The organism is Streptomyces sp. NPDC088794, assembly GCF_044750545.1.
Classification (GTDB): domain Bacteria; phylum Actinomycetota; class Actinomycetes; order Streptomycetales; family Streptomycetaceae; genus Streptomyces.
The window spans coordinates 187,145-211,501 of the sequence record NZ_JBIVKB010000009.1; the positions used below are offsets into that span (position 1 = coordinate 187,145).

The window sequence follows — 24,357 nt, forward strand, 5'->3', positions numbered from 1 at the left end:
GGCCGGGTTCCTACTCCTTGCCGGCCCCCGCCGACCGACCGCGCGCGACGGCGAACGCGGCCGCCGCCAGGCCCAGTACGCCCACGACGAGACCGGCGATGCCGAGCCCGCGCGCGGTGGAGTCGCTGGCGTCGGAACTGCTGGAGGTACCCGAACTGTCGGACGCGGACGCCTGCGTGGTCGCCGACGCGGAGGGCGCGGCCGCCGAATCGCCGTCCTCCGCGGCGCCCTTGGCGGTCAGCTTCAGGACCGGCGCCGGGTTCTCCGGCTCCTCGTCGCCCGACTGCGCCTCCTCGATCCAGCGGACGGTCTTGCCGTCGGAGTACGTCTGGAGGGTCTTGAAGGTCAACTGGTCGGTGTCGTCGGGCAGTTGGCCGAAGGCGACGTCGAAGTCCTCGAACTGTCCGGCGCCGATCTTCCCGCCGGTCCAGGTGACCGCGGAGACCGCGTCGGTGATCGTGCCGTCGTCGGTCTTGACCGGCGTCTTGAGCTTGGTGGTGGTGACCTTGGCGGTCCAGCCGTCGTGCGGGGAGACGAGCACGCCGAGGACGGGGTGGTCGGTGGGCAGGAAGACCTGCACCTTGGTGGTGCTCGCGGTGTCCTCCTCGTTGGGCACGCGGAAGGTGAGAACGCCGTCCGTGGCTCCCTTCGCGTAGCTCTCGGGATGGACGGTGACGTGCGCGGAGGCGATGCCCGCGGCGGTCATGATCGCGGTGGCGGCGAGGCCGGTGACGATTCCGGCGCGGCGCAGGGTGGCGCGTACTGAGGACATGGGTGGGCCGATCTCCGTACTGGAAAGGTGTGTTGGGGTCAGTTCGCGTACGAAGTCCCCAGCGGCGGCCCGCGCCGCTGCACCGCGTGTCGCAGCAGGAGTTGCTGTCCGAGCGGTCGTGGCCGGACCGCGCAGAGGGCCACGGCGTCCGGTGCGGCCGGCACGTCCCGCGCGCCGTCGCGCACCTGCCACCACGCCGCGAGACCCGGCACCAGCGCGGCGGCCCGGCGCAGCAGCGACCACAGGGCGGCCTCGCCGCGCCGCAGCCACCAGGTGAGCAGGACCGCGGCCGTGACGTGGGCGGCGGTGGCGTGCGGGGTCAGGGCATGGGTGTGGCTGTGGACCTGCACGTGCGCGGCCATCCGCATACCGTGCCCGGACGCCATGCCCTGCATCCCCGACATACCCCGCATCGAGGTCATGCCCTGCATGGACGTCATCGAGCGCAGAGAGCCCAAACCGTGGCCGCGGGCGGCGTCGAAGGTCAGGTGCAGTCCGCCCTGGGCGGTGAGGGTGGCGGCCCCGATGGCGGCCAGCGAGCGCTCCCGGCCGCCCAGCAGGTACGCGGCCCCGAAGACCGGCGCGAATCCGACGGCCTGCGCCCACACGGGCGGTGCCGAACCGGTGGCCAGGGCGTGTCCGCCGGCGGCGAGCAGCACGCACAGCGCGGCGAAGACCGCCGCGCGCAGCGTGCGTACCGTAGGAGACGCCGTCATGGCGCCTGATCCTGCCACGCGCCGGTGCGGCCCCGCCCCGCGGATACCGAAGCCCACAGCCGCACACTGGAGTCCCACAGGGCAACGAACCGAGGCGGTGACGGCATGACGGCCGGTCTGCGCATCCGTATCGACGCCGTCGACCTGCCGGGCCGCGCGTGCGGACCCGCCGAGGGCGTCCCGTCGTACTCGAACATCCATGTCGCCGTGCAGCGCCGGAACCGTCCGGCCGAGCTGCTCGGTGCCACGCCCGGGGACGCCGGGTCCGCGAGGTGGACGCTGGAGTGCACCGCCGTCGTCTCCGGGGACGGTACGGATGTGAAGGGGCCCTATGTGCAGGGCGGACCCGGCGGCCGGTTCGTGTACCTCTCGTGGGGGTCGGTCGACGAGGCCGGCGCCTTCACCATGTTCCGCCGCGCCAAGTTGATGCTGGACGCAGTGCCGGGCGAGGTGCTCGACGCCGCCGTGCGCGAGGGGCTGCTGGTCGGGCGGCTCGGGCTGACGGACGCCCGCGGCGGGCCGCTCTGCGCGCGCGTGGTGCCGCCGCGGATCGTCTGGACGGCGGAGAGCGACAGCCCCGATCAGAAGTGACCGTCGCCGAGGGTGACCGCGAGCGGGCCGGAACGGTGTGCGTAGCATGAGCCGCGTGACAGCCCGCGCACAGCAACGCACCGCGCCGCCGCACCCCGTGCGGTGGCGGGCGCTGCTCGTGCTCGGGCTGCTGGTCGGACTCCTCGGCATGCACGCGCTGGCTCCCGGTGGCGATATGCACGAGCACTCCCCCGACCGGCACATGACGGTCGCGGCCGCCGCGCACGGGGACTGTGCCGGCGACGACTGCGGCTCGGGGCAGATGCACCACGCCGACCGCACCTGCGTGTCCGGGGCGGTGAGCGGCGGGCCCGCGCTGCCCGCGCTCGTGCCCGACCCGGTGGCCGCCGCCGTACCGGCCGAATCGCCGCACTCGTACGCCGTCACCGCGCCGGACGGCGGCCGTGCGCCACCGGACCTGGCCGAACTCCAACTCCTGCGGATCTAGAGGCCGTTGCGAGCACCGCGCCCCCGTCGTCGGGGCGACGCGGTGGGCTCGCGCACGCCCTCACACGCCAGATCCCTTTCGCACAGCAGGAGTTCCCGCATGCGCAACACCGTTCGTACGTCCCGGATTCGTACGTCACCACTGCGTACGTCGCCCGTCCGCCGCGTCGCCCTGGTGGCCGCCGCCGTGTCCACCGCGCTCGTCCTCGCCGCTTGCGGCAGTGAGGACGGTGACAGCGGCCACGGTGCCACCGCGTCCTCGACCGGCACGGGCACCGGCGCCCGCAGCCACAACGCCCAGGACGTGTCCTTCGCGCAGGGCATGATCCCGCATCACCAGGAGGCCCTGGAGATGGCCTCGCTCGCCGCCGACCGAGCTTCGTCGGCCCAGGTCAAGAGCCTGGCCTCGCGGATCGAGAAGGCTCAAGACCCGGAGATCAGGACGATGTCCGGCTGGCTGAAGGCCTGGGGCGAGAAGCCCGGCATGAACCACTCGGAGCACTCCAGGATGCCGGGGATGATGGCCGACCAGGACATGACCGAGCTGAAGAAGGCGTCCGGTACCGCCTTCGACACCATGTTCCTGACCATGATGACCGAGCACCACCAGGGGGCTGTGACCATGGCCAACACCGAGAAGAGCAAGGGCGGTTACGGTCCCGCCAAGGACATGGCCGGTGACATCGTCACCGGCCAGACCGCCGAGATCGCCGAGATGAAGAAGCTCCTCGGCAAGGGCTGAGTGAGCGGGTGGGAGGACCGGTGCCGGGCACCGGCCCTCCCATCCTCCCGCCCCCCTCTACCCCTCTACACGGAGTACGAGTGGGCGCCCGTGCCCGCCAAGTGGCCGCCCTCCACGATCAGATACTCGTCGCGGATGGGCCGCCCCGCGAAGAAGGACTCCAGGATCTCCCGGGTACCGGCCGCATAACGGGCCTGCGCGGAGAGGGAGGAACCGGAGATGTGCGGGGTCATGCCGTGGTGCGGCATGGTCCGCCAGGGGTGGTCGGCGGGGGCCGGCTGCGGGTACCAGACGTCACCCGCGTATCCCGCCAACTGCCCGCTGCGCAGGGCCCGGTCGACGGCGTCCCGGTCGGCGATCTTCGCCCGCGCGGTGTTGATGAGATAGGCGCCCCGCTTCATCGAGCCGATCAGCTCGTCGCCGAACAGACCCTCCGTCTCGGGGTGCAGCGGCGCGTTGATGGTGACGACGTCGCAGTGCGGCACCATGGCGGCGGCGCTCTCGTGCCAGGTCAGACCCAGCTCGCGCTCGACGTCCTCGGGCAGCCGGTGCCGGTCGGTGTAGTGCAGCTTCACGTCGAAGGGCGCGAGCCGGCGCAGCACCGCGAGCCCGATCCGTCCGGCGGCGACCGTGCCGACCTGCATGCCTTCGAGGTCGTACGAACGCTCCACGCAGTCCGCGATGTTCCAGCCGCCGTCGAGGACGACCTGGTGCGAGGGCAGGTAGTTGCGCACCAGCGACAGGGTCATCATCACCACGTGCTCGGCGACGCTGATGCTGTTACAGTACGTCACCTCGGCGACCGTCACGCCGTGCGCGATCGCGGCGTCCAGGTCGACGTGGTCGGAGCCGATGCCGGCGGTGACGGCGAGCTTGAGGTTCTTCGCGGCGGCGATGCGCTCCGGGGTGAGGTACGCGGGCCAGAAGGGCTGCGAGATCACGACGTCCGCGTCGACCAGTTCACGGTCGAAGGCGGAGCCCGCGCCGTCCTTGTCGGAGGTGACGACGAGGGTGTGGCCCGCCTTCTCCAGGAAGGCGCGCAGGCCGAGTTCGCCGGAGACGCTGCCGAGGAGCTGGCCCGGGGTGAGGTCGACCGCCTCGGGGGTCGGGGTGGTCTGGCCGCCGGGGTAGTGGTCGATCGCGGGGAGGTCGTCGCGGGCGTACGTGGTCGGGTAACCGTCGGTGGGGTCGTCGTACAGCACGCAGAGCACCTTGGCCATGTCGCGGCTCCTCAACTGGCGTTGCGGGAAGGTGCTGTTCACGATGCTCGCGGACGATCGCCCTGGTCAAAGCGTTCTTTGTGATGTCGGGATAGCCGACGGCTATCAACTCCCGGCGCTGCCCAGGTAGGTGTGCAGCAGTTCGTCCAGCGCGTCCCGCACCCCCGCCTCCCGCGCGACCTTCAACAGCGCCTCGGCCAGCACCGATTGGGGCTCGCTGTGAGCGACGACCAGGCCGACCCGCGGCCCGTGCGCGGGCCCTTCCAGCGGGATGACCCGCATGCCGTCCGGGACGCCGAACATGTACAGCCACGCGTGCGAGATCACGCTGGACCAACGGCCGCCGGTCAGATGGGCGTAGAGCCCGGCGACGCTGTCCGACTCGATGGCGGGCGTGGCCGTGACGCCCTCGGCGGCGAAGCACTCGTCCATGATGCGGCGGTTGCGCATACGGGGGTTGAGCAGGCACAGCGGCAGCGCGGCGGCCTGGGACCAGCGGGCTTTGGCCACTCCGGCGAACGGGCCACCGACGGGGGTGAGCAGGACGTACCGCTCCTCGTAGAGCGGGATGCGGCGTACGTGCCGCAGGGTGTCGTCGTCGAGGTAGGTCATCGCCGCGTCCAGCTCGAACTCGGTGAGTCCTTGGGTGATGTCGACGGAGGACAGCGACTCCAGGGTGACCCGGGCGCGCGGGTGGCGGTCGCAGAACGGGGTGGTGAGCAGGGAGGCGGCGGGCAGCGCGGTGGGCACGACACCGAGCCGCAGGGTGCCGGCGAGGCCGTCGCGCAGGGCCGACAACTCCTGTTGCAGGGCGTCCCGTTCGGCGAGGATGCGGTGCGCCCATGCCAGGACCACCTCGCCCTCGGGGGTGAGGCCCTCGTACCGTCTGCCGCGGCGCACGATCGGGACGTCCAGTTCGTGTTCGAGGCGGCGGATCGCGGCGGACAGGGTCGGCTGGGAGACGTAGCAGGCGGCCGCGGCGCGCGCGAAGTGGCGTTCGCGGGCGAGTGCGACGAGGTATTCGAGCCTGCGGAGCAGCATGTGATCAGAGTGCCCTGTTACCGGTCCTGGTTCACGGTCCCGGGTAACCCCCGTCGACACGGATCGCGCTGATGCCGCTGATGTAGCGGGCGCCGCAGCGGTCCTGCGGCAGCACGAGTTGCGGTCCCGCAAGGTCGAGCGGGGTGTCGTCGATGCTCGCCGCGAGCAGCACGGGCGCGTGCGCGAAGTCGGGGTCGATCTCGGCCCAGGTCAGCAGCGCGTGGTGGCCGTCGGTGCCGGTGACGGCGATCAGGAAGCGCAGCCGGTCCTTGCGGCGGCGGGGGTCGAAGCCGGGTCCGGCGTCGGTGAGGACGTCGTACAGCCGCGGTCCCGTGAAGTGGTGGTGCTGGGGGCCGCTGGTGGCGCAGTCGAAGGTCACCCGGACCCGGTGCTGCGGCCAGCCGAGCAGGTCCGGCACGGTCAGCCGGGCCGGTCGGGCGAGGTCCCCGGTCAGGGCGAGCTCGGCGACCGGCTGGATCAGGGACTGGCTCACGGGCCACCACCTCCCGCAAGACGGTACCCGGGAGACGGGGCTCGACAAACGCGTCTGCGCATGTGAACAGCAATTCAGCCAAGCTTGTGCGAGGCAAAAGAAGAATTCACCCTCGCATCTGCCGTCTCGCTCACCTCTGTCGGGAGCCGGCCGCTCCTCGCATCTCCCTGGAACCGCTCCTCGCCTCCGGCCGGAGCCGCTCAGTACACGTCCCTGACGTACCGCTTGTCCGCCGCGAGCTGCTTCACGTACGCCGCCGCCCCGGCCTCGTCGAGACCGCCGTGCAGGGCGGCGATGTCCCGCAGGGCCCGGTCGACGTCCTTGGCCATGCGGGAGGCGTCGCCGCAGACGTAGAGATGGGCGCCCTCCTGGAGGCGGGACCAGAGGAGGGGGCCGTGTTCGCGCATGCGGTCCTGGACGTAGACCTTGGCGCGCTGGTCGCGGGAGAAGGCGGTGTCGAGGCGGTCGAGGGTGCCGTCGGCGAGGAGATCGGTCAGCTCGTCCTCGTAGTAGAAGTCGGTGGCCCGGTGCTGTTCGCCGAAGAACAGCCAGTTGGGGCCGCGGTGGCCGAGGGCGCGGCGCTGCTCCAGGAAGCCGACGAAGGGGGCGACTCCGGTGCCGGGGCCGATCATGACCATCGGGGTGGCGGGGTCGACGGGCGGGCGGAAGTGCGGGGAGCGCTGGACGTGCACCGGTACGGGGGTGTCCGGTTCGGCGTCGGCGAGGAACGGGGAGCAGACGCCCTGGCGCGGGCGGCCCGCCAGATTCTCGTAGCGCACGACGGAGACGGTGAGGGAGACCTGGTGGGGGTCGGTCAGCGGGCTGGACGATATGGAATACAGGCGAGGTTGGAGGCGCCCGAGGACGTCCGTCCACTCCTGGGCGCCGGCCCGGACCGGGTGCTCGGCGACCACGTCGACGGCCTGCCGGCCCCAACACCACTTCGCCAGGCCGTCCTTGTTGTCGGGGCGCTGAAGCTTCTTCAACTCCCGCGGGTCGCCGACCCGTTCGGTCAGGAAGCGGAGCAGTCCCGGGGTGATCCGGGTGATGTCGAGGTGCCGCAGCAGCGCCTCACCGAGCGGGACCTCTCCTACGCCGTTCACGTCGACCGCCGCGGCCGCGTCCAGACCGGTGACGGTCAGCCACTCCCCCACCAGGGCACGGGAGTTGAGCGGCCGGACGCCGAGCGCGTCGCCCGCCTCGTAGACGAGCGGGGTCTCGCTGTCACGGGTGTCGAAGGTGAACCGGCGGACCTCCTTGCCGGCACCGGGGCGGCTGAGGAGGCGGTTGCCGGTGAGGCGGGCGGTGACGGGGACGGGCTTTCGTGTACGTGCCCCTGCGGGCGCGGTCGGGGTGGGGGCCGTCGGCACGGGGGTCGTGGACACGGGGGCCGTCGGCGTGGGCTCCCGTTCCGGTGCTCCGGCGAGCGCCGTGAGCACCTCGTCCAGCCACGCGTGCGCCGCGTCCTCGTAGTCCGGCTCGCAGTCCGTGCGGGGCGTCAGGCTCGACGCGCCCAGTTCCCGCAGGCGTTGGTCCAGGCGGCGGCCGTGGCCGCAGAAATCGTCGTAGGAGGAGTCACCGAAGGCCAGGACGGCGTAGCGGCGGCCCTCCATGCGCGGGGTGTCGGGGGCGGCCAGGGTCTCCCAGAAGCCGGTGCCGTTGTCGGGGGCGTCGCCGTCGCCGAACGTGCTGGTGACGAGGAGCAGATCGGCGCCGGGCGGCAGGGTGGCGGGGTCGGTCTCGTCCATGCCGAGCAGGGAGGGCGCGTGACCGTCCGTCTTGAGCCGCTCGGCGATCGCGGCGGCGAACTCCTCGGCGTTGCCGGTCTGCGAGGCCCACAGGATCACCACCTCACGGCCGGGCGACCTCGCCGGCAGCAGGGTGTCGGCGGTGCCCGGCGTCGCCCGCGAGTACATGCCGGCCAGCACGCCGTTGACCCACAGGGCGTGCTCGGCGCTGAAGGGCGCGGAGGGCGGGAGGACGGGCACGCCCGGGGCGCCGGAGGGGATGCCGGCCAGGAAGCCGACGAGGTACTGCCGTTCGAGGGCGGTGAGTTGGGGCGGCGGGCCGGGTTCGAGACCGAAGGGTCCGCCGGAGGGCACGATCGCCGCGCCGGGCTTCTCCGTATCCAGCCTCTGCGTATCCGAGCTCTCCGTGCCCGACCTCTCCGTTCCCGAACCCACCACGCCCGGCCCCGGTATCCGTACCGTCACCGGCGTCGACACCTTCGTCAGCGACACCGCGCAGACCTTCAACTCGGGCTGGAAGGACAGCGGATCGACGGCGTCACTGGTGACCGCGTTGACGCTCAGGTACTCCCCGAACACGTCGTTCCAGTGGAAGGGCGCGAAGCAACTCCCCGGCTGTACGCGGTCGGTGACCACGGCGGGCAGCACGGCACGCCCGCGCCGGGAAGCCACCTCCACCGAGTCGCCGTCGCTTACGCCGAGTTGGGCGGCGTCCTGTGGATGCAGTTCGACGAAGGGCCCGGGGTCGAGCCTGTTCAGCTTGGGCACCTTCGCGGTCTTGGTGAGTGTGTGCCACTGGTGTTGCAGGCGCCCGGTGTTGAGGACGAACGGGTAGTCGTCGTCGGGCATTTCGGCGGCCGGGACGTGCGGGCGGGCGAAGAAGACGGCACGGCCGCTCGCGGTGGGGAAGGTGAGCGAGCCGTCCTCGTTGACGTACCGCACCGGGTTGCGGTCGGGTCCGTCCTCGGTCGGGGCCGGCCACTGCACGGGCGTGGAGCGCAGCCGTTCGTAGGTCACTCCGCGCAGGTCCCAGCCGGTCTTCGGGTTCCAGGCCCGCTTGAGTTCCTCGAAGATGTCTTCGGCACTGTCGTAGGAGAAGGCCTCCTCGTAGCCCATCTCCCGGGCGACGGCCGCGATGATCCGCCAGTCGGCCATCGCCTCGCCGGGCGGGTCGGCGGCCGGGGCGGCGAGGGTGAGGTTGCGCTCGCTGTTGATGAGGACGCCCTCGGACTCGGTCCACAGGGCGGCGGGCAGCACGACATCGGCGTACGCGTTGGTCTCGGTCTCGGCGAACGCGTCCTGGGTGACGACGAACTCGGCCGCCTCCAGGCCCTCGATGACCGTCTTGCGGTTGCCGACGGAGGCGACCGGGTTGGTGCAGATGATCCAGCAGGCCTTGATCTCGCCGTCGGCCATCTTCCGGAACATCTCGACGGTGCCCTTGCCGACCCCGTCGGCGCGGACGCTGCCGGCCGGCAGCCCCCACAACTCCTCTATGAACGCCCGCTCCTGGTCGACCAGCACGGACCGCTGGCCGGGCAGGCCCGGCCCCATGTACCCCATCTCCCGGCCACCCATGGCGTTGGGCTGACCGGTGAGGGAGAAGGGGCCGCTGCCGGGGCGGCAGATGGCGCCCGTCGCGAGATGCAGGTTGACCAGGGCGTTGGTGTTCCAGGTGCCGTGCGTGGACTGGTTGAGGCCCATGGTCCAGCAACTGGTCCACTCCCCCGCCTCACCGATCAGCCGGGCGGCCTCCCGCAGGTCGTCCTCGGCGAGGCCGGTGATCTCGGCGACGGCGGCGGGCGGGTAGTCGGCGAGGAAGGCGGGCATGGCGTCCCAGCCCTCGGTGTACCGGGCGATGAAGTCGGGGTCGGTGTGCCCGTTCTCGTACAGGAGGTGCAACAGTCCGTTGAGCAGGGCCAGATCGGTGCCCGGCTTGACCTGGAGGAACAGGTCGGCCTTCTCGGCGGTGGTGGTGCGGCGCGGGTCGACGACGATCAGCTTCGCCCCGCCCGACTTCACCCGGTCCATCATGCGCAGGAAGAGGATCGGGTGGCAGTCGGCCATGTTCGAGCCGATGACGAAGAAGACGTCGGCGCGGTCGAGGTCCTGGTACGAGCCGGGCGGCCCGTCCGCCCCGAGGGACAGCTTGTAGCCGGTGCCGGCGCTGGCCATGCACAGCCGCGAGTTCGACTCGATCTGGTTGGTCCGCACGAACCCCTTGGCCAGCTTGTTCGCCAGGTACTGGGCTTCGAGCCCCATCTGCCCGGAGACGTAGAAGGCGACCGCGTCGGGCCCGTGCTCGTCGATGATCGCGCGCAGCCGTCGGGCCGTCTCGGTGATCGCCGGGGCCAGGGCGGCGGGCACCTCCTGCGCGCCCCGCTCGGGCCGGCGCAGGGCGGTGGTCAGCCGGCCGGGCGCGGCCAGCATGTCGGCGGTGGTCGCGCCCTTGGTGCACAGCCGGCCGAAGTTCGCGGGGTGCGCCTTGTCGCCGGACGCCTTCAGGACCGTACGCCGTCCGTCCGGGCCCATGCCGACGTCGAGGACCATGCCGCAGCCCACTCCGCAGTACGAGCAGACCGTGCGCACCTTCCTCGTGCCGGCGTTCCCCGAGTGCGGCGCGGCCACGGGCATCCCCTGCCTCTCCTGATCGTCCCGTGCGGGTGGAGCTTCCGCGACCGTACGAAATGCCCATTACGCCGGTGTCTCCTGGGCCGGTCGGCCGGGGTTACGCGGGACGCACAGGGGCGGGGCGGACGGTGTGAGAGGGGTCGCCGGCCAGGGCCTCGCGGCGCCCTACTCCTCGATGACCAGGCCTTTCGCCGCCAGCAGCGGTTCGAGGCCGCAGATCTCGACGACCGTGCGGCCCGCCCGGTACGCCGCGATGAACTCCGCCTCCGTGTCGACCCGCCGCTGCGAGGCGGCGACCGCCTCGGCCGCGTCCTCCTGGCGGACGACGACTACACCGTCGGCGTCGGCCCGCATCACGTCGCCGGGGCGGACGAGCACGCCGCCGATGGTGACCGGCTCGCACATCGGGCCGACGGTCTCCTTGACCGTGCCCTTGATGGAGACGCTGCGGGAGAAGACCGGGAAACCCAGGTCGCGCAGGTCCTCGGTGTCCCGCACGCCCGTGTCGGTGATCAGTCCGGCGAGGCCCTTGGACTGGCAGGCGTTGGCGAGGACGTCACCGAAGGAGCCCGCCTCCTCGTAGTTGCCGGCGGACACGACCACGACGTCGCCGGGCCGGGCGTAGGCGATGGCGGTCTGGAGCATGAGGTTGTCGCGCGGCGCGCACTGGACGGTGAAGGCGGGGCCGCACAGGGACATGCGATGGTCGACCGGCTTGATCGCCGAGTCCAGCGCCCCGAGCCGGCCCTGTGCCTCGTGGACGGTGGCCGAGGAGAAGGCGCTCAGTTGCCGGACCACGGAGGGTTCCGGCCGCTCGAACTTGGTGCTGACGCGGATCATGAGGACCTTTCGGAGAGGGCCGCGCAGGCGGCCGCGATACGGGTGCAGGCTTCGGCGAGGACCTCCGCGGAGGTGGCGAACGAGATACGGAAGTAGCCGGGCGCGCCGTACGCGGCTCCGTGGATCACCGCTACCTGGCGGCTGTCGAGCAGGTGACGGGCGAAGTCCTCGTCGTCCTCGATCAGCCGGCCCTCCGGTGTCAACAGCCCAATGGCCGCACGGCAGTTCACCAGAAGGTAGAAGCCTCCGTCCGGGACGGTGCAGCTGAGCCGGGGTACATCGTTGATGAGCTTCACGGTCGCGTCGCGGCGTTCGCGGTAGACGCGCACGGTGTCCCGTACGAAGTCCTGCGGTCCCGTGAGCGCGGCCGCAGCGGCGGCCTGGCTGATGGAGGAAGGGCAGGAGGAGGTCTGGGACTGGAGGGTGTTGATCGCGGTCACCAGGTCCGCCGGACCCACCCCGTAGCCGATGCGCCAGCCCGTCATCGCGTACGTCTTGGAGACGCCGTTGGTGAGGAACACCCGGTCGGCCAGGCGGGGTTCGGCGGCCGCGAGGGAGGGGGTGTCCTCGTCGCCGTACCAGATCTCGTCGTAGATCTCGTCGGTGAGGACGCGGACGTGGGGGTGGGCCAGCAACACCTGGGCGAGGGCGTGCAGTTCGGCGGTGGTGTAGGCGGATCCGGTGGGATTGCCGGGGGTGTTGAGGACGACCCAGCGCGTGCGGCCGGTGATCGCGGCCGTCAGGCGCTCCGGCGTCAGCTTGAAGCCGTCCGTCTCCGGGCAGTCGACGATGACCGGCGTGCCGTCGTTGGCGCGGACCATGTCCGGGTAGGACACCCAGTACGGGGCGGGGACGATGACCTCGTCCCCTTCGTCCAGAGTGGCCATCAGGGCGAGGAAGATGACCTGCTTGGCTCCGCCGCCGACGGTGATGTGCGCGTCGGTGACGTCGAGTCCGTGGCGCTCGCGGAGTTTGCCGGCGATCGCGGCGCGCAGGGCCGAAGTGCCGTTCACCGGCGTGTACTTGGTCTCGCCCGCCTCGATGGCCTTGATCGCGGCGGCCTTGACGTGGTCGGGGGTGTCGAAGTCGGGCTCGCCCACGGTGAGGTCGAGGATGGTGAGGCCCTGGCTCTTCAGCTCGCGGACGCGCTGGGCCGCCGCCGTACTCGGGGAGGGCTTGATGCGGTGCAGCCGCTGTGCCGTCTTCATGTGATCAGCCCTCCCTGCGCTCGAAGTTGAGGCCGCCCGGCACCTGGAAGGTGGGCAGGATCTCGATGTGGCCGATGTTGACGTGCCGGGGCGCGTCGACGGCGAACTCGATGGCGTCGGCGATGTCCTCGGGCTTGAGGGACTCGTAGCCGTCGTAGAACTCGCGCTGGGCGGCCTCCATGTCGCCGAGCAGCCGGCCGAAGATCTCCGTCTCCACGCGGCCGGGGCAGATCTCGCTGACGCGGACCCGGCGGCCGTAGCCGTCGACCCGCAGCTGGCGGGAGAGGGTGTGCACGGCGGCCTTGGTGGCGTGGTAGATCGTGTTGCCGCCGAAGTTGTAGACACCGGCGATGGAGCTGATGTTGACGATGTGGCCGAGGTCGCGCTCGACCATGCCGGGCATGAGCAGCCGTACCAGGTGCAGCACGGACTGGATGTTGACGGCGACCTGCTCGTCGACGGCGAACTCGTCGGCGGTCAGGATGTTGCCGGTCCGGGAGACGCCCGCGTTGTTGACGAGGACGTCGATCTCCAGGCCGTCGAGGACGGCGGTGAGCGCCTCCGTGTCGGTGATGTCGACGGCGTGCGGGATGCAACCGGTCTCGTCGGCAAGGGTGTTGAGCCGGTCGGCGGTGCGGGCCACGGCGTGGACCTCGAGGCCGCGCTTGGCGAGGCGTTCGACGACCACGGCTCCGATGCCGGTCGACGCTCCGGTGACGAGGGCCGTCCTGTAGTCGGAGATGGGCATGCTGAGGGCTCCTTGCTGTGCGGGGTGGGGGGTGTGCGGGGTGGGGGGTGTGCGGGCCGTGCGGGTGCCGGGAGTTCGCGGGGCCGTCAGGCGTCGCGCAGGGGCAGATGCGCCCGGTCCGTCACTCGGGAGACGGCGATGAGCGTGCCGAGTGCGGTGATGACGGCGTAGAAGGCCGGCATGTTGACGTTGCCCGTGCGGTCGATCAGGTAGGTCATGAGCAGCGGGGCGGTGCCGCCGAAGAGGGCGGAGGAGACGTTGTAGCCCAGGCCGTAGGCGGAGTAGCGCACGCGGGTCGGGAGGAGCTCGACGAGCAGGATGTGGATGACTCCGGTGTGCCCGGCGAACACGACGGCCATGACACAGGCGCCGATGACGGCGAGGGCCACGTTGCCGGTGCCGATCAGCAGGTAACAGGGGATGCCGACGACGGCCATGGCGATCGCGGCGCCGGCGATGACCCTCTTGCGGCCGATGCGGTCGGAGAGACGGCCCATGTACGGGATGGCGATACAGATCGCGACCAGGCTGGAGGCGGTGACGAGCAGCCCCTGGACCTTGCCGAAGCCCAGCTCGCTGCTCATGAAGGTGGGCATGTAGCTGAACAGGACGTAGTAACCGGAGCCGTTCATCAGGGGGATGAACAGGGCGAGCAGCATGGCGCGGCGGTGCTCGGGCGACTTGAACGCTTCCTTGAGGGGGTTCTTGGACAGCCCGTCCTCTTCTTTGAGGCGGGTGAAGTTGGGTGTGTCGCTGATGCGCTTGCGGATGTAGATGCCGGTGATGCCGAGCGGCACGGCGAGCAGGAACGGGATGCGCCAGCCCCAGGACTGCATGCGGTCGTCGCCGAGTCCGCTGGTCATGGCGGCGGCCACCAGGGTGCCGGTGAGCAGGGCGAGGAACGAGGCGATCTGCGCGTAGCTGGTGTAGAGGCCGCGCCTGCCCTCCGGGGCGTGCTCGGCGAGGAAGCTCATGGCGCCGGACGCCTCGCCGCCGACGGAGAAGCCCTGGGCGACGCGGAGCAGGATCAGCAGGGCGGGCGCGGCGACGCCGATGCTCGCGTAGGTGGGCAGGATGCCGATGGCCGCGGTGGCGATGCTGATCAGCATGATGACGAAGACCAGCATCCGCTGGCGTCCGATGCGGTCGCCGAGGTGACCGCAGATGACGGCGCCGAGGGGGCGGAAGAAGAAGGAGACGGCGTAGCCGAGGAAGACGAGCTGGATCGCGTTGTCCGAGCCGGGGAAGAAGACCGCGGCGAGCGATCCGGCCATGAAGCCGAAGATGCCGTTGTCGTAGAGCTCGGCGAAGATTCCGACGCATCCGGCGAGGGTGACCTTGCGGGCGGTTCTGGGATCGACCGTGTTGGGGACTGGTTGAGCGGCCACGGTACTCATGGCGTCTCCTGTCTTGAGCGGCAGGCGTGGGATGAGGGGTGTTGCGGCTCCGTGCGGGGTGCTTCCTGCGGGTTGGCGGGAGGAGGTGGGTTTGTGTGCGGGTGGGCTGTGTGCGGGTGGGGAGGGAGCGGTCGTGGGTCTGGGGCGGGTCGATGGGGGCCGGGCGCGCAGTTTCCCCGCGCCCCTTCACAGCGGGCCCGTGTTCAAGAGGTGCGGGGCGTCATGCGCCGGCTGAGCCAGTGCCCCGTGATCGGGCCCCCGCGGGTGCGCGGATGCGCAGGGCCTCGAAAGCCGTGTGGACCCTGGATCTCAGGGCGTCGACGGCGTTGCGCTGGGCGCGGTGGGCGGCGACCGCCTGGTCGAGGGTGCGGTGGCGGAAGCGGATGGTCTGGCCTGGGCGGACCTGTCCCAGGGCGGACAGGCCCGTCGCGGTGACGACGGCGAGGACGGGGTAGCCGGCCGTGACACCGCGACCGCGGTGGAGTACGAGGAGTTCGTCCCCGGCGGGTACTTCGACGGCGCCGATGGGGACACCGCGGGAGAGCACCTCGCCCTTGGTGACACGGCGGGGCACCTCCCCCTGAAGGCGCAGGCCGATGTGGTTGCTGCGCGGGGTGACGGTGAACGGGCCGTTGAACAGGCGCTGTCCGGTGTCGCCGAACTCGGCCCGGTCGGGGCCGTCGGTGACGTCGATGGTCCAGCCGGCGGGGAACGGGGGGACGGGTGCCTTCAGGCGGAACAGGGGGATGCGGGAGAACGGGTGGTCGAGGGGCGGGCACGCGGTGCGCAGGACGAGTTCGTCTCCGGCGCTCAGGGCGGGCCCGAAGCCGAGGATGGTGTCGGGAGCGCAGCTGCCCTGCAACCGGTCCGCCTCGAACGAGCCGAGTACGGCCAGGTAGACGCGCAGTCCCTGCCGGATGCCGCTGACCTTGACGGTCTCGCCGGCCCGTACGGGAACGGGTTCCCACTGCGGCCGTACGCCGCCGTCGACCGTGACGTCGGCGGGGGCGCCGGTCACGGCGACGAGGATGTCGGCGGAGGGCACGCACGCGAAGTCGAGGGCCGTGATCTCCAGCAGCGGGGCGCGTTCGTCGTTGCCGCACAGGACGTTGGCGACGCGCGCCGAGTGCTGGTCGGCGGCCCCGTTGGCGGGCAGCCCGTAGCGGGAGCGGCCGACGCGGCCCAGGTCCTGCACGGTGACGATGCCCGCGGTGCGGATGGTGAGGGTGTCAGCCATGGCGGACCGCCAGGTCTGTCACGGGTGCCAGGTCCGCCGCGTCCACCAGGTCGGCCACGCCCACCGTGTCCGCCGCGTCCACCAGGTCCGCGAGGCTCAAGTCGGCGTATGCGTCCCACTGTTGGGCTTCGATGGGCCGGAAACGGAAGGTGTCGCCGGGGCGGTACGCGGTGATCGGGTCGCTGTGCGGGTCCAGGACGCGCACCGGGGTGCGGCCCAGGAGCGGCCAGCCGCCGGGGGAAGGCATCGGGCAGATGACCGCCTGCCGGCCGGCGACGGCGACCGAGCCGGGGTCGACCCGGGTGCGGGGCGAGGCGAGGCGCGGCACCGGCTTCGGGAAGGGCGGGCCGTCCGTCATCGGGGCTCCGGCGGGTGCGCCGAGGCAGCGGACGGTGAGGTCGGACCCGGAGTGCAGATCGACCACCTCGCCCTCGGTCAGGCCGAGTCGGGCGGCCACCTCGGGCAGATCGGGGCCGTACTCACCGCCGTAGACGACGGGGACGACGAAGCGCCGCGGCGGGGTCGTCGGCTCGGGATGCGGTCCGAGGCGGGCAGCTTCGTGCGCCAGGACACTCCGTACGGTGGCGTGGTCGGTGTGCGTGCAGTCGAACTCCACGAGCAGGGCGTCGTAGGTGGGCACCACGTCGTGGACTCCGGTGAGCCGGACGGCGTCCAGGGCGTCGGCGAGGGCGTGGACCAGTCGCCAGGCGGCTTCGGAGTCCAGGCCCACGGCCTTGGCCACGAGCGCGGAGTCGCCGCAGTCGGTGATCGTGACACCGGCGTTCACCTCAAGACCCGTCACGTCAGGCTCCCTTGCCGGTCAGGACTTTGTCGAGGGAGGTGATCTCGACCCCGGCGGCGAGGAGTTGCCCGCGGATCCGGCCGGCCAGTGCGAGCGCTCCGGGACTGTCCCCGTGCAACAGGACGGTGTCGCAGGCGACTTGGACGTCCGTGCCGTCGACGCTGCGGATGACGCCCTCGGCGACCATCCGCAGGGTGCGCCGGGCGACCTCGTCGGGGTCGTGGATCACGGCTCCGGCCTCGGAGCGCGGCACGAGCGTCCCGTCGGCGCGGTACGCGCGGTCGGCGATGCCCACGATGCCCACGCGCAGTCCGCGGGCGCGGGCCGCGTCGGCCAGTTCGCCGTCCTGCGCCAGCACGACCATGGACTCGTCCAGGGCGGCCACGGCGTCCACGACCGCACGGGCGTAGTCGGCGCGGACGGCGACCAGGTTGCCGAGGCGGCCGTGCGGGGCCATGTGCCGCACCCGGGTGCCGTGGGCGACGGCGAAGGCCTGGAGGGCGCCGATCTGGTACAGCATGTCCGTGCGGACCTCCTCCGGCGTGAGGTCCATCGCGCGGCGGCCGAAGCCGGCCAGGTCGGGAAAGCTGGGGTGCGCGCCCACGGCCACCTGCTTCGCCACGCACGTCCGCACGGTGGCGTCAATGATGCGCGGATCACCGGCATGGAATCCGCAGGCCACGTTGGCGGACGTCAGCATCTCCAGAAGGGCCGCGTCGTCGCCCATCGTGTACGCGCCGAATCCCTCGCCGAGATCGGCGACGAGATCAACCATGGGAGTCATGACGTCCTCCGGTAGGGAATGCCGGGAAGGGAGTTCCAGAAAGGGGAATCCTGGGGAGCGGAATTCTGGGAAGCGGATACCATCACGTCTTCGTGAGACCGGAAACCGTGAACGGGGAACGGGGAACGGCCCGGTGCGGAGGCTCCGCTCGACTTGTTCCGCTCAACTTATTGCGCCCGTCGCGTGATCGCCAATATCCGTTCGTTCTGGCGTTATCGCGAACCGCTATGACTCCCCTCACACCCTCCGCTCAGCGGGGCTGTGCTTCGGGATGATCCCTCCCTACGATGAGGCTTCGCTCCATCTGGAAGGCCCCGCGCATGGACACCAGGCGTCTCTACTCCTTCATCAAGATCATCGACGCGGGGAGCATCACGCGCGCGGCCGACATCCTGCACATCGCCCAGCCGGCGCTGAGCCAGCAACTGTCCGCGCTGGAGGCGCAGTTCGGCCAACAGCTGCTGATCCGGAGCAAGCGCGGGGTCGCCCCGACGGAGGCGGGCCGGGCGCTGTACCAGCACGCGCAGCTGATCCTGCGGCAGGTGGACCTCGCCCACGCCGCCGTCGAGGTCTCCGGCCGGGCCCCCGCCGGCAGCGTGTCGGTCGGCCTCGCCCCGTACAGCCTGGGCGCGGCCCTCGCCCTGCCGCTCCTGAAGAGCGTGCGCGAGCGCTACCCGGACATCCTGCTGCACATCAACGAGAACTTCGGCGGCGTGATCAGCGAGGCGATCATGACGGGCCGGATGGACATGGCGTTCATCTACGGGGCGGGGCCGCTGCGGGGTGTGCAGTTCGAGCCCGTACGGACGGAGGACCTGTTCCTGATCGGCGCGCCCGGCGAGACGGCCCCGCCGGGACAGGGCGAGGTGCGGCTGGCGGAGCTCGCGAGCGTGCCGCTGCTGCTGCCCAGCCGCATCCACACCATCCGGCAGGTGGTGGACGCCGCCTTCCAGCAGGCGTCCCTCCGGCTGAACGTGGTCGGCGAGGTCGAATCGGCGCTGACCCTGGTCAACGCCGTGGACGCGGGCCTGGGGGCCACGGTCCTGCCCTGGTCGGCGGCGCGCGCCATCCTGGATGTCCGCTCGCTGTCCGTGCGGCGGATCGTGGAGCCGGTGATCCAGGTCAAGCTGTCGCTGGTGACGTCCGACAATCAGCCGCTCTCCGAGCCCGCACTGGCCGTGCACGACCTGTTCCTCGAACTGATCGAGGACAAGGATTCCTCGAACTGACCGGGGATAAGGATCCCCGATAGCGTCAGAAGAATCCGCTATTTGTTTCCGGTGACCGCCCCGACTAGCGTCGATCGAATTAATTCACCCGGTCGGTTACGCATGGCTCGGCACTGGAGAAGCAAATGAGAAGGCGCGTCCTCACCACCCGTGAAAACCTGCCGGGCGACGGCCTGGCCCGCCTGTCCGAATCGGCGGAACTGGTGGCCTGGCCCGGCACCGAAAAGCCCGGCCCCGGCGACCTCGCCGCGCTCGCGCCCGGAGTGAGCGGCGTACTGGCCCTCGGCAACGACCCCGTGGACGCCGCGCTGATGGACGCGGCGGGCCCCTCGCTCCGGGTCGTCGCGCTGGCGAGCATGGGCTTCGACAACGTCGACCGGGCCGCGGCGGCCGAGCGGGGCATCGTCGTCACCCACACCCCGGGCGTGCTCGCCGAGACCACCGCCGACCTCACCTTCGCGCTGGTCCTCAGCGCCCGCCGCCGGCTCGGCGCCGCGTCCGCGAGCCTCGCGGACGGCTCCTGGGACCTGTTCCGGATGCACGACTACCTGGGCCATGACATCCACGGCGCCACTCTCGGCCTGATCGGCTACGGCCAGATCGGCCGCGCGGTGGCCCGCCGGGCGCACGGCTTCGGCATGCGCGTACTCCACCACGACCCGTACGCCGCCGACGACGACCTGTCGACCGCGGTGGACCTGTCCACGCTGCTGACCGAGTCCGATGTCGTGTCGCTGCACGTGCCGCTCACCGAGGAGACCCGGCATCTGATCTCGGCCCGTGAACTGGCCGTGATGAAGCCCACCGCCACCCTCGTCAGCACCTCCCGCGGCGGGGTCGTGGACGAGGACGCCCTGCTCCACGCCGTCCGCGAGGGCCGGTTGCACTCCGCGGGCCTCGACGTCCACGAACGCGAGCCGATGGGGCGGGAGTTGTCCCCGCTGGTCGCGGAGCCGTACGTCGTCACCCTCCCGCACATCGGCTCGGCGACCGAGTCCACCCGCGCCGCGATGGTCGATCTGGCGGTCGACAACATCCTCGACGTCCTGGCCGACAGGCCCGCCCGGACCCCGCTTCCGGGGAGTGTGCGGGCGTAGACATCGCGCAAGAATTTGCACTTCTTGCGTTCACTTGCATCCGCGGAGCGCAAGTTCCCTACTGATCCCCCGTCGCAGATCGGGTCCTGCACACCCACCACACCTGGGCGATGAGTTCTTCTGGTGAAAATTGTGCTGTTCGGGCTGTAGACCCATCCACTCAGCTCTGCAATATTTCGATGAAACAATGCAAATTCTCGCCTGAGCCACCCCCCATCGCACCCCCCGATCGTCCTGCACCTTTCTGCACCACTCCGCCAGGAATGAGCCGCCCTCGCCGCCCCCACCGGCGCGCGAGCCTCCGCAGGAAGCGACCCCGCATGACTCGACACAAGCAGAGATCCACAAGGCGGCGCGCAGCGACCGCCGCGCTCGCCTCCGCCGTCATGGTGCTGGGCCTGCCCGCCGTCGGCGCGCACGCGGCCGGCGGTCCCAACGCCGCCGCGGACGCCAAGACCACCGCGGGCAGCACCCGCGGCGCGCACAAGGCCACCAACATCACCGACGGCGACACCGACACCTACTGGCAGGCCGGAAAGAAGTCGGCCCAGTGGGTGCAGACCGACCTCGGGAAGACCGAGCGCGTCCGCCAGGTCGTGCTGCGGCTGCCCGAGGACTGGCAGACCCGCAAGCAGACCCTGGCGCTCCAGGCGAGCGCCGACGGAAAGAGCTTCGCGACGCTCAAGTCGTCGGCGCAGTACGTCTTCAGCCCCGGCAACGGCAACACGGTGAAGGTCTCCTTCCCCGCGACCCTCACCCGGTTCGTACGGGCCGACTTCAGCGCCAACTCGGTCGCCGGCACCGCCCAGTTGGCGGAGCTTCAGGTCCTGACCGCCGCAGCCGCGACCCCCAACCTCGCCCAGGGCAAGCCCTTCAGCGAGAGCGGGCACGCCGACGTCTACGGCGCGGCCAACGCCGGTGACGGCAACCGCGCCACCTACTGGGAGAGCACCAACAACGCCTTCCCGCAGTGGCTCAAGGTCGATCTCGGCTCGTCGGTCCAGATCAACCAGGTGACCCTGCGGCTGCCCAGCGGCTGGCCGAGCCGCAGCCAGACCCTCAAGGTCCAGGGCTCGACCGACAACCAGAACTTCACCGACCTGACGGCCTCGAAGGCGTACACCTTCGACAGCTCCAACGACCAGTCGACGACCATCGCCCTGGACACCACCACCACGCGGTACGTCCGGGTGCTGATCACCGCCAACACCGGCTGGCCCGCAGGGCAGTTGTCCGAGCTGGAGGTCTACGGACCGGCCACCGGCGACACCCAGGCGCCCACCGCGCCGACGAGCCTGGCCTACACCGAGCCGGCCACCGGGCAGATCAAGCTGACCTGGAACGCGGCGACCGACGACACGGCCGTGACCGGCTACGACGTCTACGCCAACGGGCAGTTGAGGGCGAGCGTCGCCGGGAACGTCCTCACGTACACCGACACCCAGCCGGCCGGCACCACCCTCACGTACTTCGTGCGGGCCAAGGACGCGGCGGGCAACGTCTCCGCCAACAGCAACAGCGTCACCCGTACGGGATCGGGCGGCGACACCCAGGCGCCCACCGCGCCGGGCAACCTCGCCTACACGCAGACCGGCAACGACGTGAAGCTCACCTGGCAGGCGTCGAGCGACAACGTCGCGGTCACCGGCTACGACGTCTACGCCAACGGCACGGTCGTCGGTTCCGTGGCAGGCACCGCCCTGACCTACACCGACACCCCGTCGCCGACGGCCACCGTCGTCTACACCGTGAAGGCCAAGGACGCGGCCGGGAACGTGTCGGTGGCGAGCAACAGCGTCACCCGGGCCGGTAACGGCACCGGTTCCGACCTCGCCCAGGGCAAGCCCATCGAGGCCTCCTCGTACACCTTCACCTATGTCGCCGCGAACGCCAACGACGGCCAGGTCGCGACCTATTGGGAGAGCGGGGGCGGCGCCTACCCGGCCACCCTCACCACCAAGCTGGGCGCCAACGCCGACCTCAGCCAGGTCGTCGTCAAGCTCAACCCGGACGCCGCCTGGTCCACTCGTACCCAGAACATCCAGGTGCTCGGCCGCGACCAGGACGCGACCGCGTTCACGAGTCTCGCCGCGGCGAAGGACTACACGTTCAACCCGTCGAGCGGCAACACGGTGACCATCCCGGTCTCCGGCGCCGCGGCCGACATCCAGCTCAAGTTCGCCTCCAACACCGGCGCCCCCGGCGCGCAGGTCGCCGAGTTCCAGGTGATCGGCACCCCGGCGGCCAACCCGGACCTCAGGGTCACCGGCATCACCAACTCCCCTGCGGCGCCTGTCGAGTCGGACGCCATCAGCCTGACGGCGACGGTCACCAACAGCGGCAGCAAGGCGGCCAAGGCCACCGACCTGAACTTCACGCTGGGCGGCACGAAGGCGGCCACGGCGAACGTCCCGGCTCTCGCGGCCGGCGCGTCGGCGACGGTCACCGCGAGCATCGGCACCCGGGACGCGGGCAGTTACCCGGTCGGCGCCGAGGTGGACCCGACGAACAAGGTCATCGAGCAGAACGAGGCGAACAACGTCTTCACCCGCTCCGACGCGCTCGTCGTCAAGCCGGTCGCCAGCTCCGACCTGGTCGCCGCACCGGTCGCCTGGACCCCGACCAGCGCCTCGGCGGGTGACAACGTCTCCTTCACCGTGGCGATCAAGAACCAGGGTTCGGTGGCCTCGGCCTCCGGTGCCCACGGCGTCACGCTGACGGTCAAGGACGCGAACGGCGTCACCGTCAAGACACTCACCGGCACCTACAACGGCACCATCGCGTCGGGCCAGACGACCGCACCGGTCGCCCTCGGCTCCTGGACGGCGGCCAACGGCAAGTTCACCGTCACCACGGTCATCGCCGACGACGCCAACGAACTGCCGGTCAAGCGCACCAACAACACCACCACGCAGAACCTGTTCGTCGGCCGCGGCGCGGACATGCCGTACGACATGTACGAGGCCGAGGACGGCACGGTCGGCGGCGGCGCCAAGGTCGTAGGACCGAACCGCACGATCGGCGACATCGCCGGCGAGGCCAGCGGCCGCAAGGCGGTCACCCTCTCCGCGACCGGTCAGTACGTCGAGTGGACCACCCGGGCGGCGACCAACACCCTGGTCACCCGCTTCGAGATCCCCGACGGCACCGACACCACACTCAACATCTACGTCGACGGCCAGTTCCTGAAGGCCATCGACCTCACCTCCAAGTACGCGTGGCTGTACGGCAACGAGACCGCGCCCGGCAACTCGCCCGGCTCCGGGGCCCCGCGCCACATCTACGACGAGGCGAACGTCCAGCTCGGGAAGACCGTGCCCGCCGGCTCGAAGATCCGGCTCCAGAAGGACGCGGCCAACACCTCCACGTACGCGGTCGACTTCATCAACCTCGAACAGGCGACGGCGGTCCCGAACCCGGACCCGGCCGCCTACACGGTCCCGGCCGGCTTCTCGCACCAGGACGTGCAGAACGCGCTCGACAAGGTCCGCATGGACACCACGGGCAAGCTCATCGGCGTCTACCTACCCGCCGGTGACTACGAGACCGCCAGCAAGTTCCAGGTCTACGGCAAGGCGGTCAAGGTCCTGGGAGCCGGGTCGTGGTTCACCCGCTTCCACGCGCCCTCCTCGCAGGAGAACACCGACGTCGGCTTCCGGGCCGAGGCGACCGCGAACGGCTCCTCGTTCACCGGCTTCTCCTACTTCGGCAACTACACGTCCCGGATCGACGGTCCGGGCAAGGTGTTCGACTTCTCCAACGTCGCCAACATCACCATCGACGACATCTGGGTCGAGCACATGGTGTGCCTCTACTGGGGCGCCAACACCGACAGCGTGACCATCAAGAACTCCCGCATCCGTGACACGTTCGCCGACGGCGTCAACATGACGAACGGCTCCACGGACAACCACGTGGTCAACAACGACGCCAGGGCCACGGGCGACGACAGCTTCGCGCTCTTCTCGGCGATCGACGCGGGCGGCGCCGACGAGAAGAACAACCTGTACGAGAACCTGACGTCGACGCTCACCTGGCGTGCGGCCGGTATCGCCGTCTACGGCGGCTTCAACAACACCTTCCGCAACATCAGGGTCGCCGACACCCTGGTCTACTCCGGCATCACGATCTCCTCGCTGGACTTCGGCTACCCGATGAACGGCTTCGGGACCGATCCGACGACGATCGAGAACGTCTCCCTGGACAGAACGGGCGGCCACTTCTGGGGCTCCCAGGTCTTCCCCGCGATCTGGGCGTTCTCGGCCTCCAAGGTCTTCCAGGGCATCCGGGTCAACGACGTCGACATCGACGACTCCACCTACGGAGGCGTGATGTTCCAGACCAACTACGTCGGCGGCCAGCCGCAGTTCCCGGTGAAGGACACGATCTTCACCGACATCTCCATCACCAACTCCAAGAAGAGCGGAGACGCGTTCGACGCCAAGTCCGGCTGGGGCATCTGGGCCAACGAGCTGCCGGAACCGGGTCAGGGACCCGCCGTCGGCTCGGCCACCTTCCGCAACCTGCGGATGAGCGGCAACTTCCAGGACATCCGCAACACCACGTCCACCTTCACGATCAACGTCGAGTAGCGCAGACCAGCACCGCATGAGG

Annotated in this window: 19 protein-coding genes; 6 read left to right on the top strand and 13 right to left on the bottom strand. The window is 70.6% G+C overall.

Going from position 1 to position 24,357, the window contains the following annotated elements; genetic code table 11:
* Positions 1–10: 10 nt before the first annotated feature.
* Both ACIP6U_RS25340 and ACIP6U_RS25345 read right to left on the bottom strand, forming a co-directional pair.
* Positions 11–772 (bottom strand): YcnI family protein, encoded by a 762-nt coding sequence (locus ACIP6U_RS25340; RefSeq protein ID WP_401721915.1) that lies wholly within the window; start codon positions 770–772, stop codon positions 11–13.
* Between the two features lie 38 nt (positions 773–810).
* The gene (locus ACIP6U_RS25345) at positions 811–1,488 is read right to left on the bottom strand and encodes a hypothetical protein (RefSeq protein ID WP_401721917.1); all 678 of its coding nucleotides are present in this window, start codon (positions 1,486–1,488) and stop codon (positions 811–813) included.
* Between the two features lie 105 nt (positions 1,489–1,593).
* Here ACIP6U_RS25345 and ACIP6U_RS25350 point away from each other — a divergent pair, with 105 nt between their 5' ends.
* The 3 genes from ACIP6U_RS25350 to ACIP6U_RS25360 all read left to right on the top strand — a co-directional run bounded on the left by ACIP6U_RS25350 (position 1,594) and on the right by ACIP6U_RS25360 (position 3,268).
* Positions 1,594–2,079: a DUF5990 family protein gene (locus tag ACIP6U_RS25350; RefSeq protein ID WP_401721920.1), complete on the top strand. Its 486-nt coding sequence runs from the start codon at positions 1,594–1,596 to the stop codon at positions 2,077–2,079.
* A gap of 55 nt (positions 2,080–2,134) precedes the next feature.
* Positions 2,135–2,527 carry a DUF6153 family protein gene (locus ACIP6U_RS25355; RefSeq protein WP_401721922.1) on the top strand — a complete coding sequence of 131 codons (393 nt, stop codon included), beginning with the start codon at positions 2,135–2,137 and terminating at the stop codon, positions 2,525–2,527.
* Positions 2,528–2,626: 99 nt separating this feature from the next.
* Positions 2,627–3,268, top strand: coding sequence for a DUF305 domain-containing protein (locus ACIP6U_RS25360; RefSeq protein WP_401721925.1), 642 nt, complete (start codon positions 2,627–2,629; stop codon positions 3,266–3,268).
* A gap of 65 nt (positions 3,269–3,333) precedes the next feature.
* Here ACIP6U_RS25360 and ACIP6U_RS25365 read toward each other — a convergent pair whose 3' ends face one another.
* The 11 genes from ACIP6U_RS25365 to ACIP6U_RS25415 all read right to left on the bottom strand — a co-directional run bounded on the left by ACIP6U_RS25365 (position 3,334) and on the right by ACIP6U_RS25415 (position 17,417).
* Positions 3,334–4,488, bottom strand: coding sequence for an NAD-dependent formate dehydrogenase (locus ACIP6U_RS25365; RefSeq protein WP_401721927.1), 1,155 nt, complete (start codon positions 4,486–4,488; stop codon positions 3,334–3,336).
* A 105-nt stretch (positions 4,489–4,593) separates the two neighbouring features.
* Positions 4,594–5,529 carry a LysR substrate-binding domain-containing protein gene (locus ACIP6U_RS25370; protein ID WP_401721930.1) on the bottom strand — a complete coding sequence of 312 codons (936 nt, stop codon included), beginning with the start codon at positions 5,527–5,529 and terminating at the stop codon, positions 4,594–4,596.
* Between the two features lie 31 nt (positions 5,530–5,560).
* Positions 5,561–6,022 carry a molybdopterin-dependent oxidoreductase gene (locus ACIP6U_RS25375; RefSeq protein WP_401721932.1) on the bottom strand — a complete coding sequence of 154 codons (462 nt, stop codon included), beginning with the start codon at positions 6,020–6,022 and terminating at the stop codon, positions 5,561–5,563.
* Between the two features lie 200 nt (positions 6,023–6,222).
* Positions 6,223–10,404, bottom strand: a complete 4,182-nt coding sequence (locus ACIP6U_RS25380; protein ID WP_401721934.1) for a molybdopterin-dependent oxidoreductase — start codon at positions 10,402–10,404, stop codon at positions 6,223–6,225.
* A 162-nt stretch (positions 10,405–10,566) separates the two neighbouring features.
* Complete coding sequence (locus tag ACIP6U_RS25385) at positions 10,567–11,241, bottom strand: 4-carboxy-4-hydroxy-2-oxoadipate aldolase/oxaloacetate decarboxylase (RefSeq protein ID WP_401721937.1); 675 nt, start codon at positions 11,239–11,241, stop codon at positions 10,567–10,569.
* The gene (locus ACIP6U_RS25390; RefSeq protein ID WP_401721940.1) at positions 11,238–12,449 is read right to left on the bottom strand and encodes an aspartate transaminase; all 1,212 of its coding nucleotides are present in this window, start codon (positions 12,447–12,449) and stop codon (positions 11,238–11,240) included. The genes ACIP6U_RS25385 and ACIP6U_RS25390 overlap by 4 nt, the downstream gene beginning before the upstream one ends.
* 4 nt (positions 12,450–12,453) lie before the next feature.
* Complete coding sequence (locus tag ACIP6U_RS25395) at positions 12,454–13,197, bottom strand: SDR family oxidoreductase (RefSeq protein WP_401721943.1); 744 nt, start codon at positions 13,195–13,197, stop codon at positions 12,454–12,456.
* A gap of 86 nt (positions 13,198–13,283) precedes the next feature.
* Positions 13,284–14,594 carry an MFS transporter gene (locus tag ACIP6U_RS25400; RefSeq protein WP_401721946.1) on the bottom strand — a complete coding sequence of 437 codons (1,311 nt, stop codon included), beginning with the start codon at positions 14,592–14,594 and terminating at the stop codon, positions 13,284–13,286.
* 220 nt (positions 14,595–14,814) lie between these two features.
* Complete coding sequence (locus ACIP6U_RS25405; RefSeq protein ID WP_401721949.1) at positions 14,815–15,831, bottom strand: biotin-dependent carboxyltransferase family protein; 1,017 nt, start codon at positions 15,829–15,831, stop codon at positions 14,815–14,817.
* A complete protein-coding gene (locus ACIP6U_RS25410) occupies positions 15,824–16,633 on the bottom strand; it encodes an allophanate hydrolase subunit 1 (protein ID WP_401721953.1) in 810 nt (269 codons plus the stop codon). The genes ACIP6U_RS25405 and ACIP6U_RS25410 overlap by 8 nt, the downstream gene beginning before the upstream one ends.
* 1 nt (position 16,634) lies before the next feature.
* Positions 16,635–17,417 carry a LamB/YcsF family protein gene (locus ACIP6U_RS25415; protein ID WP_401721956.1) on the bottom strand — a complete coding sequence of 261 codons (783 nt, stop codon included), beginning with the start codon at positions 17,415–17,417 and terminating at the stop codon, positions 16,635–16,637.
* Between the two features lie 320 nt (positions 17,418–17,737).
* On the opposite strand from ACIP6U_RS25415, the gene nac reads away from it, so the two are divergent.
* From nac to ACIP6U_RS25430, 3 genes are all read left to right on the top strand, one after another.
* On the top strand, positions 17,738–18,646 hold the full coding sequence (gene nac / locus ACIP6U_RS25420; RefSeq protein ID WP_401721958.1) for a nitrogen assimilation transcriptional regulator NAC: 909 nt from the start codon (positions 17,738–17,740) through the stop codon (positions 18,644–18,646).
* Positions 18,647–18,771: 125 nt separating this feature from the next.
* Positions 18,772–19,743, top strand: coding sequence for a 2-hydroxyacid dehydrogenase (locus tag ACIP6U_RS25425; RefSeq protein WP_401721961.1), 972 nt, complete (start codon positions 18,772–18,774; stop codon positions 19,741–19,743).
* A gap of 320 nt (positions 19,744–20,063) precedes the next feature.
* Positions 20,064–24,335, top strand: coding sequence for a discoidin domain-containing protein (locus tag ACIP6U_RS25430; RefSeq protein ID WP_401721963.1), 4,272 nt, complete (start codon positions 20,064–20,066; stop codon positions 24,333–24,335).
* Positions 24,336–24,357: the final 22 nt, after the last annotated feature.